Genomic DNA, 17,711 nt, shown 5'->3' with positions numbered 1-17,711 from the left:
AACACTGGATCTTAAAAGAATAATAAAATTGAAGCAGAGATTACATTGCTGATTACAGACAATGACCGTCTGGAATCCTATGTTTGAAATCTGAAATCTAAAGAAATAATGAAGCTAGAAAAATCAACATTACTTGGAAATAAAACAGTACAGATCAGCGGTTCGAAGAGTATTTCGAATCGTTTATTGATTCTGGAAAGTCTGTTTAGCAATATAAAAATCGGGAATTTGTCTAATTCTCAGGATACGCAGTTACTGAAAAAAGCACTGTCTGAAAATACAGAAACTGTAGACATTCATCACGCGGGAACTGCTATGCGTTTTCTTACTTCTTTTTATTCTATTCAGCAAGGAAAAACGACAATTCTTACCGGATCTAAAAGAATGAAGGAAAGGCCGATTAAAAATCTGGTTAATGCTTTAAAGGATCTTGGGGTAGACATCGAATATCTTGAAAATGAAGGATTTCCTCCTTTAAAAATTACCGGAAAAAAGATCACTCAAACCTCAGTGAATGTTCCGGCCAATATATCAAGCCAGTTTATCACTTCTCTTTTGCTTATTGCAGGAAAGCTTGAAAACGGACTGGAAATTAATCTTGTGGGCGAAGTAACATCAAGGTCTTATATTGAAATGACTCTTGATATTTTGACAAAATTTGGAATTATAAACAGTTTCGTAGGTAATACCATTAAAGTAGAACCTTTCAATTCTGAAGACCAACCTTCCGCAATGTCTTATGAGGTAGAAAGTGACTGGAGCTCTGCTTCTTATTTCTATTCAATCTCCGCACTGGGAAGAAAAACAATTCATTTGAAAAGCTTTTATAAAGCATCTACTCAGGGGGACTCTGCGATTGCAAAAATCTATGAGGATTTCTTTGGGATTACCACTACTTTCTCTGAGGATGAGCATAAAATCACCTTAGAACCTCAACAGAATTTTTCTTTCCCTGAAAAAATCATTCTGGATATGAACAACTGCCCGGATATTGCACAAACATTATGTGTTACTGCAGCTGCTTTACAAATTCCTTTTGAAATCTCGGGACTGGGAACCTTAAGAGTAAAAGAAACCGACAGACTTCTTGCTTTATACAATGAATTACAAAAACTGGGAACTGAAACGGAGATCACAGATTCAACGATCAGGTCGATCAGTTTTGGAGAACCACAGGATCATATTTCCATTAAGACGTATCAGGATCACAGAATGGCCATGAGTTTTGCTCCTTTCTGCCTGATCAAAGAACTTACTATTGAAGAGGAGGAGGTTGTTGAAAAATCTTATCCGATGTTTTGGAAAGACCTTGCCAGTGTGGTGACGAATTAATTTGAAAACTTGAAGACTGGGTAATCTGAAAATGAGTTGATGAACCTTTTTAGGGTACCCTGTCTTTCCTATATATTGTTTCCATGAAATCTCCTTTTTCTTTTCTTGTTCTTTTATCCGTTACAGGACTTTATGCTCAAAGTCTTAAAGATTTTTCAATACCGAAAGGATATACAAAGATTGCGGAAGTAAAAGGGGATCTGGATAAAGATGGAAGGGACGAAATTATCCTGGCATTTGATACTAATATAAAAGTATCTGAACAGGAAAGCTCTCCAGGTCAAAAAAATAAGCAGCGAGTTTTTTATATTTTGAAAAATGAAAATAATCATCTCAAGGCCTGGAAAGAGAACTCTACTATCCTTTTATCTAGTGGAACAGGCTTTTCTCCGGAATACAACAGGCTTGAACTTTCCATTAAAAACAATTGTCTGATTGTTGTACAGGAGTATTCCACCAATTCTCGGCATACACAAGGTTATAAACATACTTTCAGATTCCAGAATGGTGATTTTTATTTGATAGGTTCTGAGGATATGTTTGAAGATACCTGTGAATTTAATTTCATACATGTCATCAATTTTTCGACTGGTAAAGTATTGATCGACAAAGAGTATTCCTCTTGTGACGAGGAAACAAAAGTACCTTCCAGTGAGCATAAGGAGTTCATCCATAAACTCAAGCCTCTTATCAAGATGAACGATTTCAAAATCGGAGAGCATCAATTCAGGATTCCCGGTTCAAAAGAGAATTTTGTTTTTTAAAGATGAAAGATGCATGCTTGATGGACTATCATGTAAGCTGTCAGTTTTTACAGAATACTTACTGAAATACTGATACCTATCTTGGGATTGCAAGAACTCTCTGTTTCCATCTTCTGACTTCCCACCTCCTATGCTCAACAACTTAATCATCTCTTAAAATTAAATTAACTCCTTATCATTTGATATATTCTTATTTTTAGATTACAATAAAAATATGAAAAAACTATGTTCAAATTAAACATGAGACGTATAACGTCCATTACTCTTGGTATTGCTACCGCAAGTCTATTCTTTTCCTGCTCAAACGACAGTATCATTGAAAGAGATTCTAATGAGGTTTCTTCAAGGTTTAGCAATAAAGCTTCTTTGCTTCCTATTGAAATGAACAGCTGGATGTCTGGTCTTCAGGATAACATTTCAATTTCAAAAATTTCAATTCCCGGAACGCATGATTCAGGAGCACGTATAGATGCCCCTGTTGTATCTGGTACAGCAAAAACACAAGACCTCAGCATTGCTGAACAGCTGAACGCCGGTGTTCGTTTTCTGGACGTCCGTTGCAGGCACATTGATAATTCTTTTACCATTCATCATGGAGCAATCTACCAAAAATTAAATTTTGATGATGTGCTTAATGCATGTTATGCTTTTTTGAACAGTCATCCATCAGAAACAATTATCATGTCTATAAAGGAAGAGCATGATCCTTCAAATAATACCAGAAGTTTTGAACAGACTTTTGATTCTTATATTCAGAAAAATCCATCGAAATGGGATCTGGGTACCAACATTCCTACATTGGGAGATGTAAGAGGAAAAATTAAACTATTGAGAAGATTTTCTGCAGGAACTGCAAAGGGAATCAATGCTACTTCATGGGCAGATAATACAACGTTTGATATCAACAATCCGGGAGCTGCATTAAGGGTTCAGGATTATTATAAAGTAACCAACAATGATGATAAGTGGAGCGGGATTTCCACCCTTCTTAACGAAGCTAAAAATGACAGCAGTAACAAACTTTTCATCAATTTTACCAGTGGATATAAACCGGGGATCTTTGGAATTCCAAGCATTCCTACGGTTTCCAACAATATTAATCCAAGACTTAAAACATTCTTTCAGAATAACACAAGGGGGTCTTTTGGGATAATGCCGATCGACTTTGTAAGCGCAGAATTATCTGAGCTTATTGTGAAAACCAATTTCTAAGTTAATTAATTGCTAGATATTTTCAAACACAGGCTACCTCATTTCTGGGTAGCCTGTTTTATTGACAATACGCTTGAGTAAATAGGTTATTATTTCTCAATCCCGTAAGCAGCAAGGATTTTATTAAAGATTTCTGTGTTTTCAAATAGTCCTGTAAATTCTTTAGAATTTGGCCCATAGGCGAAAACACTTGACGGGATTGAAGTATGGTCATTGGTGCTGAAATTTCCAAACACCCAACCTTCTTTAAGGCTTCCGTCGAGAAGGGTTAGACCTCCTGTTTCATGATCTCCAACAACCACTACCAGCGTTTCTTTATTTTCATCGGCAAATTTCATTGCTTTTCCTACTACATGATCGAAGTCTAACAATTCGGTAACCAGTTGCTCTATATTATTGCTGTGTCCACCACCATCGGTTTGGGAAGCTTCTATCATCATAAAGAAGCCTTTTTTACTAGATTTAAGATCATTGAGAGTAAGATCAAAAGCGTCAGCCAGCCAGTTTCCTCTTCCATTGCTTACTCTTTGTGAGGCTAAAGGATCAATGATCAGAGTACGGTTATTTATTTTTGCTGCAGATTTCAGATCATGAAGAATCTCTACTTTGGATTCTTTCAATTTTTGTTCAGTTTCCGGAGTCAACCCGTTTGTTGGACCGCCGATCAGAATTTTTGTTTTGGAAGTGGCAAAATCTTTCAGAATAGGTTCTGAACTGTTTCTGTTGTCTGAGTGTGCATAGAAGTCCGCGGGAGTAGCATCTGTAACATCTCCGGTTGAGATTAATCCTGAAACCATACCTTTAGCAGCAATAATATCTGGAATTTGTGCTAAAGCTTTCCCCAAATTATCTACTCCTACAAACGTGTTTTTGGTTTTCACCCCGGTTGCAAATGCCGTAGAACCAGGTGCAGAATCTGTAATATAGGCATTAGATGAATTGGTTTTAGACAAACCTGTAGCCTTCATGTTGAATACATTTAATTTTCCTTTATTGGCTGTAAATGCAGCATAATATTGTGGTAAAGAAGTTCCGTCGGGAATCAACAATATTACATTTTTCACTTTTTTGCTTACACCATCGGTCTTATAAGTGGGAGTATATGTCACATATTCCTTAGTATTCTTGTAGAAATTCTTTGGAATTGTGTTCATGAATTTTTTAAGATCCGGGATATGATCTGTATTGATGTAGTCTACTCCCATATCCATGAGATTTACCCATGCATTGGGAAAATCAGGAGCTCCATAAAAACGCATTGGTTTTTGCTGTGTATGAGCCCGCTCAACAAATGCTTTTATTTTTGCGGTTTCTTCATCTCTTGGAATTCCTTTTCCGTTCCATTTGACTATTCCAGGTAAATCGGCACTGAACATTCCGATTCTTTTCAACTCATTAGCGCTGTAGTTTTTATCAAAATCTCCATCAAAATACAGGTAATTAGGATAGTTTTTAAAATCAACCGGCTGAGGTCTTCCTCCGGTTATCACAATTTTAATTCCTGAATTTTCTGTAATCTCAGGATACTTTTTTAAAGTGGCGACCAATGCAGCCAGCGATGTTTTATAATCCTGTTTGATATCAATCAGCAATTGCAGTTTTTTTGTCTTGTCAGGATATATACTCCCCTTATTCAGTTTAATCTGCTTTGAGATATTGTCCAGATAAAGACTTTCCAATGTTCTGTCCGGTGAAAGTTCCTTTTCGGTATGAGCCACCCATAATTTCCCTTTTACAAGAAAAACATCTGCCTCGATAGATCCGAAATTAGCATAGTAAGCTTGCCAGAAAGGGATTTCCTGCATATAATCATTGTGGGAATGTGCATTTCCTACATGGTAATTCAAATAATTCTGTGCCTGATTTTCAGTAAAAACGGCTAAGGCCAGTACCGTTATTATTTTTGATAATTTCATTCGTTTATCTTTTATTGTCTATATGCTCTAATGCTTTATAGTACCAAAAAAACTATATCATCACAGAGATTCTGCAATGATATAGAGGATAATATATTGGGCTAATTTTTTACCAACCTTCGTTTTGTTTAATAATTCCGTAGCTGTTTACAATTTCTGCTTGTGGCACTGCCCAAACATTATGTACGGTAGGATTAAAGTTTCTCGCCGCCCATACTATCTGGCCGTTAATACCGTGTAAAGGTTTTGCATAAGTAGCCTGAGCATCGCCCCAACGTACAAGGTCTCTGTGACGATCCGCCCATTCACCGGCCAGTTCGCAACGCCTTTCGTGCTTCAGGTCTGCCATAGTACATCCGGTTTTGGGAGTCAAGCCTGCACGGATTCTGATTATATTAATTTCCTGATCAGCATTTCCTCCCGACATTAACAAGGCTTCGGCTTTGATAAGAATGACCTCAGCATAACGCATAATCGGAACGGCAAGATCCGTACACGGATAATCTCCATTGGCACTTACGTGGCCACTGCTCAATGGATATTTGAAAGCATCCATATATTTATTGAACTGATATCCTGTCAAAGAATTAGAAGAGGCATACGTTCTTTCAGTTCCATTAAACGTAAATTTATCACCCAATTTCAGGATCGTTGCACTTCTTCTAAGGTCTCCGGTTTCATATTCATCATATAATTCTTTTGTTGGCTGGAAATATCCCCATCCGTTATATTCTCCCCAGCCTTTGTTTTCTAACATTACTCCAGGAAGGATGCTTCCTACAGAATTAAATTTGGGGGTACTCGGAACTGACCATATATATTCTGAACTATAGTTATTTTCAGCTTTGAAGACATCCGCATAATTGTTCAACAGATTTCGGTTTCCCTTAGTCATAACTTCATTCGCCCAAAAAGCAGCATTTTGCCAGTCTTTCATGAATAAATATACTTTTGCTAAAAGTGCCCAGGCTGCGGCTTTATGAGGTCTTCCGTAATCTTTGGCAGGAAGTTCTGCCTGGTTTGGTAATAACTCTGCAGCTTTTTTAAGGTCTTCAACAATGTATTTATAGTTTTCCATGACGTTGGCTGCTCTCGGAGCCGGACCCTCCGGTTCTTTCGTACGGTCTATAATAGGAACACCAGCTTTTTCGTTCCCGTAGCTGTATGCCAGCTCAAAGTACATTCTGCTGCTCATAAACAACGCTTCCCCTAAATACTTATTTTTGACAGCCTGTGAAGCCTGAATATTATTCACGTTACGAATAACACGGTTTGCGACTCCAATCACCGTATATCTTTTGTTCCATTGGGTTTCCAGATCTCCTGCTGCAATATAGTTGCTGCTAAAGTTCTTTACATTATCAGCTTCGCTCTTTGATCTTCCTGTTACCATATCATCACTGGCATTGATAAACCAGAAAAAACCTCTTCCGTAAAACTCACTGTCGGAAAGGGGCTTGTACATCGCATTAGCTCCGGTAATCAGATCATTTTCAGTTTTCCAGAAACTGGCTTCAGTAGGTGTACCTTCCGGTTGAATATCCAATTCGTTTGTGCATGACAACGCAGAAATAGATAATCCTGTTATTAATAGTATTCTATTGAAAATTTTCATCTTTTTACTTTTAAATTTATATTAGATTAAAACCCGACTTCAAGACCGAAAATAAATGAACGGGCCTGAGGATATCTTCCGGTGTCCACACCATAGGTTTCCATTCCTACTTCAGGATCAAAGCCTGTATATTTGGTAATGGTAAACAGGTTATTGCTGGTCACATACACTCTGATTTTATTCACATCAAGCTTCTTGTAAAGTTCCTGTGGTAAAGAATATCCTACGGTAAGGTTTTTCAGTCTCAGGTAAGAACCGTCTTCAACATAGAAATCTGATACCTTGGAATAATTACCACTTGGATCCCCTTGCACTACTCTCGGAATATGGGAATTTGTATTTTGAGGAGTCCAGGCATTAAGGATATCCCTATCCATATTGTAATTCTGTCCTGTTCCCCCCGGATTTAATGAAATAAATTTCAATCCGTTAAATATTTTGTTTCCATAAACTCCCTGGAAGAATATGTTAAGGTCAAAGTTCTTCCAAGTCATATTGTAGGATAATCCGTAAGAGAATTTAGGATATGGATTTCCAAGATTTACGAAGTCATTGTTATTCAATGGTCCGGTATTTCCGTCTTTCTTAAGGAATTTAATATCTCCAGGCTTAGCGTTGGGCTGAATAAGATTTCCATTGGAATCTTTATAATTATCAATTTCCGCCTGAGTCTGGAAAATTCCGTCAGTTCTATATCCATAATATGAATACAGAGATTCACCTACTTTTATACGGGTAGGCTTCAGGACTCCTCTTACATTATTGCTATTGACAAAGATCTCATCCACACCAGCTAATTGCTTCACCGTGTTTTTTAGTTGACTAATAGTCGCTCCGATCGAATAAGTAAAATCGCCTTTGCTTCTGCTGTTATAATTGATTCCCAGCTCAAATCCTTTATCCTGAAACAACCCGGCATTGACATATCGGTCGATATAGGTTTCGGTGCTTGAAAGGTTGACATTAAAAATCTGATCTGTTGAATTTTTAACAAAATAATCAAATTGTAAGGAAAGGCTGTTATGCAGAAAAGAAGCATCTACTCCAAAGTTGGTTTGCTCTGATTTACCCCATTTCAAATTAGAATTAGGCTTTGTTGTGGCGTAATAAGCAATATTTTGTGTCGGATCCTGTCCAAAAATAATATTATTGTCCCGTACCATCAATGGATTCACTGCCTGATAGGATATCCCACCAAGGTTTCCTAAGATTCCGTAGCTGCCCCTCAATTTCAGATTGGAAAGCCATGAAATTTCATTCAAAAAATTTTCTTTGGAAACCACCCATGCTCCCGAAACGGAATAATAATTGGCAAACTGATTTTGCTTAGAAACCAAAGAGGTCCCATCTCTTCTTCCCAGCAAACTGATGATATACTTTCCTGCATAGTCATAATTAACTCTTGCCAGATAAGATATCAGAGCTTGTCTGTATTTGTAGCTGTATACTTCTTTATTGGTATCTGCGGCATTTTGAAGATACCTGAAGGCTTCCGCTTCACTTCTGAAATCAAAAGCTTTTGCTCTGAACCCATCTTCGGTTGTTTTCTGAAAGGTAAAGCCTGCAAGGGCATCAATATTATGTTTACCAAACGCAAATTTGTAGGTAAGGAGCTGCTCGGCAAGAGAAGTAGATATGTTGTTGGACTGATATTCTAAACTATTGGTATCAAATATTTTTCCTACTTCTAATACTCTGGATGTAAATTCCTTGATATTTCCCAGTTTAAATGTCTGGGAAAAATTGGAACGGAATTTTAAATCTTTTGCCAAAGAAACTTCGATGTAAGGATTGATCAAAATCTCATGAGTAGGATTCTGAATGCTAATCCTTTTAAGATAAGCAACAGGATTGATCATATCTCCGTATCCGCCTGCCACATCGATCGGAAGACCGGAAAAAGCACCTGTTGGACTATATACAGAAACATTCGGCGGATAATACATGGCTGCTACCAGAGCTCCTGTATACCCGTTCTTTGTATTTGCAGTATTTCCATCAGAGTAATTGTAGTACATATTCTCCCCGATGGTCAACCAGTCTTTCACTTTATGTTCAGAATTTACTCTGAAATTATATCGTTTTGCCTGAGTATTTAACAGGATACCTTCAAGATTTCTGTGATTCATTCCCACGAAGAATCTGGATCTTTCACTTCCTCCACTCAGATTTACATTGTATTCCTGAATGGTTCCCGTACGGAAAATCTCTTTCATCCAGTTGGTGCGGGTAATTCCTCCATCAGAATATTTATCTGCATTGAAAGCTAGTGGAAGGCTGCTTAGTTTTCCAGCATTTTCATAGGCCTGACGCATTACATCCTGGAATTCTGCTGCATTCAAAGACTCTTTTAACCTCCAGGCCTGGTTAATTCCGTATTTAACATCGAAATCTACTGTTAAAGCTCCTTTTTTACCTCTTTTTGTGGTAATAAGGATAACCCCGCCTGAAGACCTTGCTCCATAAATTGCTGCTGAAGCATCTTTAAGTACCGAGATATCCTGAATATCGTTAGGGTTAATATTCGGTGTTCCGTTAAAAACCACCCCATCCACGACATATAAAGGAGTTTCTCCATTTACTCCTCCGAGACCGCGGATATTCACTTTGGGAGAACCGTTTGGATCCCCACCTTCGTTTACCACCGTTACGCCGGGAGCTTTGCCCTGAAGGACTTCCCCCACTCCGGATAAAGATCTTGAACTGAGCTTATCTAATGAAGCCTCCGCAACAGCACCGGAGACCTTACTTTTTTTCTGGGTTCCGTATCCAACAACGACAACCTCATCGATGGATTTTTCTTTAATACTGTCTTTTTTTTGAGAGAGGAACATCGGTGAAACTGATATTGCACCAATAAGTAATACCCTGCCAGTGAGATAAGTCACTGAGACCGGGACTTTAAATACATTCATGACATCCTGTTTAGATTAGGTGCAAAATTAGAACAGCCTCTCCCCGGACTTCATTAAGGTTCTCTTATGTTTTTATTAAGAAATTTTAGCTTTGTTCAAACAAAACCTACCACTTTACAAAAATAAATAACTGTATTTCAATACGATAAACAAATAAAGTAATCATTCTTATTTGATCAGGTATTTTATTTCATATTAAGTTTGTTTTAAGTTTATAATCAACTGGGATAATAATGAAGAGTATATTTTCAGATATAATAAATAACAGAGTTCATTTTTCTTTTTTTACATTTGCTGAAATTAAAATCATACAGATTACATGACCATTATCATCACAGGAACCTCATCAGGAATCGGATTTGTGCTCGCCGAATATTTTGGTAAAAAAGGGCACCAAGTATATGGTTTGAGCAGAAAGCGTACGGAAAGTCAATATTTCAAATCTATCCCTACAGATGTGACCGACAATACGGCTGTTCAGAATGCCATTGCAGAAATTTTACAAACAGAGACCAGAATTGATGTTCTTATCAACAATGCCGGTATGGGTATGGTGGGCGCCGTGGAAGATTCTAGCAAAGAGGATATTTTAAAACTATTTAGCCTGAATCTGGCTGGTTCCGTTCAGATGATGAGTGCGGTAATGCCTAAAATGCGAGAACATCAATTTGGAAAAATCATTAATATTTCCAGTATCGGAAGTGAAATGGGATTGCCTTTCCGTGGATTTTATTCAGCCTCTAAATCAGCTTTGGATAAAGTGACGGAAGCCATGAGGTATGAAGTTTATCCATGGAATATCGAGGTGTGCTCTCTTCATTTGGGTGATATTAAAACCAATATTGCAGAAAATAGGGTAATTGCCAAGGTTTCTGAACCCTATAAAAATATCTTCAATAAGGTATATTCCCTGATGAATTCTCATGTAGACGACGGAACTGATCCCGTTGAAGTAGCTGTATATATTGAAAAGCTTTTATCAAAGAATAAGTGGAAAGCCCATTATTATTTTGGTAAATTCGGGCAGAAAATCGGAGTTCCTTTGAAATGGATTCTTCCGCAGGGAACCTATGAGAATTTAATGAAGAAATATAATAAACTGGACTAGTTTCAGTTATTTAAAAAATTATTAACTGTATTTAAACCATTAAGGGATATTAAGCAGTGAAGAATAGTAAGGATGGCTTCACTTTTAAGCTCAGAATGATTAATCAGAATGCAACTTAATTCTTAATGATTTAAATAAATTTAGCCTTGAAGTTATTTCTGAAAATATTTTTTGTTTTCCTCTGCGTTTTTGTACAAGCGCAGAAAAAACAGTATTGGCTCATTGACACTGAAACCAAGGTCAGAAAAAAAGCTAAAGACTCTATCTCTGCTGTCAAGTTTCTGGATTCTCTGGCTCAAAGTAATTACTTCTTTACCCAATTGAAAGAGGTAAAGGTAAAAGGTGACAGCACAGAAATATTTTATGATAAAGGAAAAAATTTCAACCAGACCTATGTTGATCTTTCAGAAAGTATTGTTCAAAAGCTAAAACTTCAGAAAGATTTTTTCACTAAAAATTTAGACTCTACCAAGAAAAGCATCAACAAAAGTTATATTGATGATGGATATTCTTTCAGCCGGATTAAATCTAAATACAAAGGTCAAAAAAATGGCTTTCCCGTTGTAGAGCTGGATATCAATAAAAATGATAAAAGAACAATTGACGGGTTTGTGGTAAAAGGTTACGAAAAGGTTCCCAAAAGATTTATCAAAAATCTGGAGAAGGAATTTAAAGGTAAGACCTATGATGATAAAAACCTTCTGGCCATTAATAAAAACTTTCAGAGTCATCCTTTCCTGACACTGGAACGACAGCCACAAACATTATTCACCAAAGACTCCACAAGTATTTACTTATTCCTTGAAAAGAAAAAGACCAATACATTTGATGGGGTTATTGGTTTCGGAAATGATAAAAAAGACAAATTTACCCTCAACGGTACAATGAATGTCAATTTCAGGAATATGTTTAACGGCTTTGAAGCGGTAAGCTTATATTGGCAAAGAAATCCGGATAGAGGCCAGACTTTTGATCTGCAGGTCGATATCCCGTATCTTTTCAAATCGAATGTCGGGATGAATGCAAAGGTGAATATTTACAGACAGGATTCTACTTTCGCCAATGTAAAATTCCTTCCTGCATTTTATTACCATATCAACAACCGAAACAAAATAGGCTTTAGAGCTACGTTGGAAACCTCAACGATCATGGATTCATTGTATGCTGCCGGAAAAGATTATAACAAAAGAGGAATCGGGATCTGGTACCAAATGACTGAACCAACGGATATTGATCTGTTCATGTATAAAACAAAAATTAATGTTGGCTATGACTTTTTAACAACGACGTATACGAAAGGGAATATCAAATCTACACAAAACCAGTTCTACTTCTTCGGGGAACATAACTATCATATCGGGGGCAATCATTTCCTTAACATAAAGGGTGAAGGTGCTATGATGGATTCTAAAATGGAATTTTCAGCCAACGAATTATATCGTTTCGGAGGATGGAACTCTATGCGGGGTTTTAATGAAAACTCACTCGCTGCTGATTTCTATTATTATGGAAGTCTTGAATACCGTTATCTCATCGGTAGCCAAGCTTTTTTTGATCTCTTTGGCCAATATGGGCAGCTTAATAATAAGTCTCTTAACGTCAAACCTAAACTTTATAGTGTAGGGCTGGGTTTCAACTTCTTTATTCCCATTGGCCTGATGAGTTTCCAGCTATCTAATGGTAATGAATTTGGAAATCCTTTCAAGTTCAATGATATAAAAATACATTGGGGAATCCTGAGTAGGTTTTAAAAAGAAGGGAAGCCGGATGCAGGAAGCCTGAAGTTACTATAGTATTACTCTATTTAGTGGTAATCTTATTATTAAAAGCTAATGGAATGTATTTCAGTTGTTTTAAATTTCAAACCTCTGGTTTCCAGCTTCCAGTCTTAACAAATAGTTGTTACGATATGCTTCAGTCGTTTTCAAATACTTCAAAAACCTCCATCCTCTGGTTTCCAGCTTCCAGTTCCATATAATAAAGCAAAAACACCTTTACACAAGATATTTCTGACTTTATCATTGTGTTAATTATTTCTGTTAAAAAATGCTTAAATCGTATTTTTATTTTAATATGTCCTTAAAATTTAGGTAACAATGTCCCGCTAAATTTGCCTTCAAAAAAATGAAGAGAACTTTAGCTACTTTTGCCGTTTTTTTGCTACCCCTTTATTTTACTGCTCAGGAGATCAATATTTCCGGGAATGTAAAATCCGAAAATGGCTCAAGTGTTTCAGGTGTCAACATCACCGATAAAAACACAGGTAAGACAGCGACAACAGATGACAATGGAAATTTCACCATCTCTGCCAATCCGAAAGACATTCTTGAATTCATTTCCCCTGAATTTTCTGTTTACACTGTGGAGGTTTCTTCAAAAAGACAGTATTTGGTTGTCTTAAAGAAAACGAATGAAAAGCAAATCGAAGGCGTAGTCATTACTGCATTAGGTATTGCTAAAAAGAAAGAAAAAATCGGATATTCTACTCAGGAAGTAGGAACCAAACAATTTGAAACCATTACTACCCCAAGTATCGGAAACCTTTTTTCCGGACAGGTTGCTGGTCTGAATGTATCCAATCCAACGGGAATGCAGCAGGCACCTCAATTTACTTTGAGAGGAAACTCAAACCTGGTTTTCGTGATTGACGGTGTCATCGTAGAAAAAGAAGTTTTCCAAAACCTGGATCCGAATAATATTGAAAATATCAACGTGTTGAAAGGAGCCACCGCTTCTGCACTATATGGTTCAAGAGGAAGGTATGGAGCTATTCTGATCACTACAAAAAGTGCTAAAAAGAAAGGTTTTTCTATCGAATTTTCTCAAAACACAATGATTACAGGAGGGTTTACCAACCTTCCGAAAACACAGACCGAATACGGAAATGGTTCTCATGGAAAATATGAGTTCTGGGACGGAGCCGACGGTGGTGTGAATGACGGAGATATGATCTGGGGTCCAAAGTTTACTCCCGGATTACAGATCGCCCAATGGAATAGTCCCATCAGAGATAAAACAACAGGACAGGTAATCCCTTGGTATGGTGCTGTAACAGGTACACAGTATAATGACAAATCTAGATATGAAAGGGTTCCTATTGACTGGAAGTACCATGATAACTTAAACACCTTCCTAAAACCTGCCGTGATCAATAATAACAACTTTGCGATCAGCTATAGAAATAATAAAGATGTCTACAGGCTATCAGGAAATTTCATGAATTATGATGATAGGGTTCCTAATTCTTATTTGCAGAAATATGGGGTCAATTTTTCCTCGGAAAATCATTTTGGAGATAAATTCGTTTTTGATACTAAATTCAACTTTAACCAGACTTTTACTCCTAATATTCCCAACTACGATTATAATCCCAGCGGGCATATGTATACGATCCTGATATGGATGGGTGGTGATGTGAACGGAAAGGATCTTAAAAATCACATGTGGGTTCCGGGACAAGAAGGAAGACAGCAAGCCAACTGGAACTATGCGTGGTACAACAACCCATGGTTCGGAGCGGAATATTACAAAAATCAGAACAGAACCAATATCATCAACGCCCAAACAGGACTCGAGTATAAAGCCACACAGGACTTCTCTGTAAAAGGAAAAATTTCCATTGTTGAAAACCATAATAAACAGGAAATATTCAGTCCTTATTCTTATTTCAATTATAGTGCACCAAGAAGTGGTGGATATATCGTAAATGATTCCAAGACATGGAATCTCAACTATGATGTATTGGCAACTTACAAAAAGAAAATATCAGAAAACTTTGACTTTACCATCAATGCCGGAGGTTCTGCATTTTATTATAAAAACAATAAGAATGAAAGATCTACCGATGGATTAAAAGTTCCGGAACTGTACTCTTTCGATAACTCTATCGGAGCGCTTAAAAATTATACATATCTGAAGGAAAAATTGATCTACAGCGCCTATTCAACGATTGATATCGGCTTGTATAATGCATTTTTCATTAACTTCTCCGGACGTAACGACTGGTCTTCTACACTTCCTAAGGCCAACAGATCTTACTTCTATCCTTCGGCTTCTATCAGTACCGTAATTTCTAATCTGATAAAAATGCCTGAGGCTATCAATATGTTAAAAGTCTCTGCTTCATGGGCAAAAGTGGCATATGACTTCCAGCCATATTCTATCAGAAACTATTATTTGAACAATAAGGGAATTACTTTTAACGGTAATCCTACTTTTTACTATCCTACCATCCTTAACGTAGAAAATTCTTTGAAACCTGAGCAAACAAAATCCTATGAATTGGGCTTAAGCGCAGGCTTCCTGAAGAATAGAATTACTTTAGATGCCACGTATTTCAGAACATTAGATTATAACAACATCTTGCAGTTTCCTAGTGCTGAATCTTCCGGCTTCGTTTCTCAATATGTTAATGGGAATGAGTATACAACAAAAGGATTTGAGATCTCCCTTGGTTTGGTTCCTGTAAAAACTTCTGATTTTACGTGGAAAGCTTTAATCAACTGGAGTACATATGAACAAAAGCTGACTTCCATTTATGATAATATGCCCAATTATAACAACATCAAGTTGGGCGAAAGAATGGACAGCTACTATGATTATGAATGGCAAAAATCTCCGGATGGAAAAGTTATTCTGGATGCCAATTCAGGAATGCCAACCCGAGCGAATACACAAACCAATTTAGGACACTTTAACCCTGACTGGACTTTTGGAATCAACAACTCGTTCAAATATAAAAAATTCACTCTTAATATCGGAATCGATGGAAGCATCGGTGGGATTATGAGATCTCAGGTTGTCGAAAAAATGTGGTGGGGAGGAAAGCATCCGAACTCCGTAGCTTACAGAGATCAGGAATATGCCAATCCGGGAACCTACTATTTTGTACCGGATGGGGTAAATTACAATCCTGCAACAGGCCTATATACTCCGCATACTAAAGCCATAAGCTTCCAGGACTGGGCACAGAACTATCCGTACCAGGCCAGAGTAACACAAAGTGAAAGTGAAGAGTTTGCGAATGTTTTTGACAGAACTTTCATCAAGCTAAGATCTGTAGTTTTGGAATATGATTTTTCTTATTTATTGAATCCCAAAGGAATGGTAAAAAGCTTCACAGCCAACATTTCTGCTTATAATCTGGCCATGTGGAAAAAATCGAAAAACCTTTATTCCGATCCTGATTTCCAGATCAGATCCGGAAGAACGGGAGATATAGCTAATGACATTCAGGATCCTTCAAGCAGATGGTTCGGAATCGGATTTAATCTTAAGTTTTAATTTAAAGTCGACATTACATGAAAAATAATATATTCAATACAAAAGAACAAAAAAGTAAAAAAGCAAAAAGGCTTTTCACAGCAGTATTCACTGCAGGAGTACTCGCATTGACATCATGTGAATCCAACCTTGATACAATCAATGAAAACCCTAACGATCAGGCCAGTATTGATCCTAAATATCTACTGACTTATGTTTCAAGATATACATTCCAGGTAGATGGAGACAATATGTATGCTTCAAGAATGATGATTGGTACTGATGGAGAAAATAAATATCAGTATATGAAATGGAATGATGCTTCCTTTGAAGTGTATACAAGAGAGCTTTTGAATACCGTAAAAATGATGCAGGAGGCAGAAAAAAGAAATAATAAAAATTATGTAGCCATTGGTAAATTTTTAAGAGCTTATCATTTCTTTAATACGAGCTTAAAAGTTGGAAGTGCTCCCTATTCTGAAGCCGTAAAAGGAGAATCCGGAATTACACAAGCAAAGTATGATAGCCAGGAAGCTATCATGTCCGGAATTTTATCAGAATTAAAAGAAGCCAATGATCTGATCAATACCAATGATAAAATTGAAGGCGATATTATTTTCAACGGCGATGCTTCAAAATGGAAAAAGCTGATCAATTCATTCCGTTTGAAAGTTCTAATTACTTTATCTAAAAAAACTACAGTAGGAAGTTATACCATCGCAACAGAATTTGCTTCAATTGCAGGCAGCCAACCTTTAATGACCTCAATTTCGGACAATGGGGAGCTTAAATTTGCCGATGCAGCAGATAGCAGATATACTATGTTTAATAATAGTGGATATGGATCTAGTTTATACATGGCCGACTATTTCATCAATCTATTTAAAGACCGAAAAGATCCAAGATTATTTACCTTTGCAGCACAGACTACCGGAGCTAAGGAAGCAGGAAAGGCAATCACGGATTTCAGCGGATACAATGGTGGAAATCCTACTTCTCCTTATTCTGATAACGCTGCACTGATTACAGCAAAAAACATTTCAAAGGTCAACGACCGTTTCTACAAAGATCCAACAAATGAACCTTCTTCCATCTTAAGTTATCCGGAACTTGAATTTATCCTTGCAGAAGCAACAGCCAGAGGGTGGATTTCAGGATCTGCAAAAACGCATTATGACAACGGAATCAAGGCCAGCTTCACTTTTTACCAAACCTATGTAAAAAATCCGGGACAATATTTCACAGGATTTGATGTAAACCAATATCTGACAACACCATTGGTAGTGTATGATAATGCGGCTTCTTTACAGACACAATTGGAGAAAATTATGACTCAAAAATACATGACGATGTTCCACCAGTCACAATGGACCTCTTATTATGATTACCTGAGAACTGGATATCCTAACTACCCACTGAAAGCAGGGGTTCCGGCACCATTCAGATTCAGATACCCTCAGTCAGAATACAATTATAACAGCACGAACCTGAAGGCTGCTCTTGCTGCTCAATACGGAGGAAATGATAATATCAACGCTAAACCCTGGTGGCTACAATAAAAAACTGATTATTTTTATATAAAACAAA

General features: G+C 37.1%; 10 protein-coding genes. 7 read left to right on the top strand and 3 right to left on the bottom strand.

The window, feature by feature from the left end; translation table 11 throughout:
• Nucleotides 1-108 precede the first annotated feature (108 nt).
• The 3 genes from C1631_RS07335 to C1631_RS07325 all read left to right on the top strand — a co-directional run bounded on the left by C1631_RS07335 (nt 109) and on the right by C1631_RS07325 (nt 3,308).
• Nucleotides 109-1,332, top strand: coding sequence for a 3-phosphoshikimate 1-carboxyvinyltransferase (locus C1631_RS07335; RefSeq protein WP_103247345.1), 1,224 nt, complete (start codon nt 109-111; stop codon nt 1,330-1,332).
• Nucleotides 1,333-1,415: 83 nt separating this feature from the next.
• Nucleotides 1,416-2,096, top strand: coding sequence for a hypothetical protein (locus C1631_RS07330; RefSeq protein WP_103247344.1), 681 nt, complete (start codon nt 1,416-1,418; stop codon nt 2,094-2,096).
• A 240-nt stretch (nt 2,097-2,336) separates the two neighbouring features.
• Complete coding sequence (locus C1631_RS07325) at nt 2,337-3,308, top strand: phosphatidylinositol-specific phospholipase C (protein ID WP_103247358.1); 972 nt, start codon at nt 2,337-2,339, stop codon at nt 3,306-3,308.
• Between the two features lie 89 nt (nt 3,309-3,397).
• Here C1631_RS07325 and C1631_RS07320 read toward each other — a convergent pair whose 3' ends face one another.
• From C1631_RS07320 to C1631_RS07310, 3 genes are all read right to left on the bottom strand, one after another.
• Complete coding sequence (locus tag C1631_RS07320) at nt 3,398-5,224, bottom strand: alkaline phosphatase (protein ID WP_109711523.1); 1,827 nt, start codon at nt 5,222-5,224, stop codon at nt 3,398-3,400.
• Nucleotides 5,225-5,333: 109 nt separating this feature from the next.
• On the bottom strand, nt 5,334-6,839 hold the full coding sequence (locus C1631_RS07315; RefSeq protein ID WP_103247470.1) for a RagB/SusD family nutrient uptake outer membrane protein: 1,506 nt from the start codon (nt 6,837-6,839) through the stop codon (nt 5,334-5,336).
• Between the two features lie 26 nt (nt 6,840-6,865).
• Complete coding sequence (locus C1631_RS07310; protein ID WP_103247471.1) at nt 6,866-9,754, bottom strand: SusC/RagA family TonB-linked outer membrane protein; 2,889 nt, start codon at nt 9,752-9,754, stop codon at nt 6,866-6,868.
• A gap of 319 nt (nt 9,755-10,073) precedes the next feature.
• On the opposite strand from C1631_RS07310, the gene C1631_RS07305 reads away from it, so the two are divergent.
• From C1631_RS07305 to C1631_RS07290, 4 genes are all read left to right on the top strand, one after another.
• The gene (locus C1631_RS07305; protein ID WP_103247472.1) at nt 10,074-10,862 is read left to right on the top strand and encodes an SDR family oxidoreductase; all 789 of its coding nucleotides are present in this window, start codon (nt 10,074-10,076) and stop codon (nt 10,860-10,862) included.
• 146 nt (nt 10,863-11,008) lie between these two features.
• Nucleotides 11,009-12,613, top strand: coding sequence for an autotransporter assembly complex protein TamA (locus C1631_RS07300; RefSeq protein ID WP_109711521.1), 1,605 nt, complete (start codon nt 11,009-11,011; stop codon nt 12,611-12,613).
• Nucleotides 12,614-12,986: 373 nt separating this feature from the next.
• Nucleotides 12,987-16,145, top strand: coding sequence for a SusC/RagA family TonB-linked outer membrane protein (locus C1631_RS07295; protein WP_109711519.1), 3,159 nt, complete (start codon nt 12,987-12,989; stop codon nt 16,143-16,145).
• A 17-nt stretch (nt 16,146-16,162) separates the two neighbouring features.
• A complete protein-coding gene (locus C1631_RS07290) occupies nt 16,163-17,683 on the top strand; it encodes a SusD/RagB family nutrient-binding outer membrane lipoprotein (protein WP_103247474.1) in 1,521 nt (506 codons plus the stop codon).
• Nucleotides 17,684-17,711 lie beyond the last annotated feature (28 nt).

This window comes from Chryseobacterium phosphatilyticum, assembly GCF_002899825.2.
GTDB classification, from domain to species: domain Bacteria; phylum Bacteroidota; class Bacteroidia; order Flavobacteriales; family Weeksellaceae; genus Chryseobacterium; species Chryseobacterium phosphatilyticum.
Note: the sequence above shows the minus strand (reverse complement) of the source record. Positions and strands in the feature narration are given on the sequence as shown.

Excerpts from the sequence above, each read along its gene's own strand:
- C1631_RS07335 (WP_103247345.1), top strand. The coding sequence starts at position 109 with ATGAAGCTAGAAAAATCAACATTACTTGGAAATAAAACAGTACAGATC.
- C1631_RS07330 (WP_103247344.1), top strand. The coding sequence starts at position 1,416 with ATGAAATCTCCTTTTTCTTTTCTTGTTCTTTTATCCGTTACAGGACTT.
- C1631_RS07325 (WP_103247358.1), top strand. The coding sequence starts at position 2,337 with ATGAGACGTATAACGTCCATTACTCTTGGTATTGCTACCGCAAGTCTA.
- C1631_RS07320 (WP_109711523.1), bottom strand. The coding sequence starts at position 5,224 with ATGAAATTATCAAAAATAATAACGGTACTGGCCTTAGCCGTTTTTACT.
- C1631_RS07315 (WP_103247470.1), bottom strand. The coding sequence starts at position 6,839 with ATGAAAATTTTCAATAGAATACTATTAATAACAGGATTATCTATTTCT.
- C1631_RS07310 (WP_103247471.1), bottom strand. The coding sequence starts at position 9,754 with ATGAATGTATTTAAAGTCCCGGTCTCAGTGACTTATCTCACTGGCAGG.
- C1631_RS07305 (WP_103247472.1), top strand. The coding sequence starts at position 10,074 with ATGACCATTATCATCACAGGAACCTCATCAGGAATCGGATTTGTGCTC.
- C1631_RS07295 (WP_109711519.1), top strand. The coding sequence starts at position 12,987 with ATGAAGAGAACTTTAGCTACTTTTGCCGTTTTTTTGCTACCCCTTTAT.
- C1631_RS07290 (WP_103247474.1), top strand. The coding sequence starts at position 16,163 with ATGAAAAATAATATATTCAATACAAAAGAACAAAAAAGTAAAAAAGCA.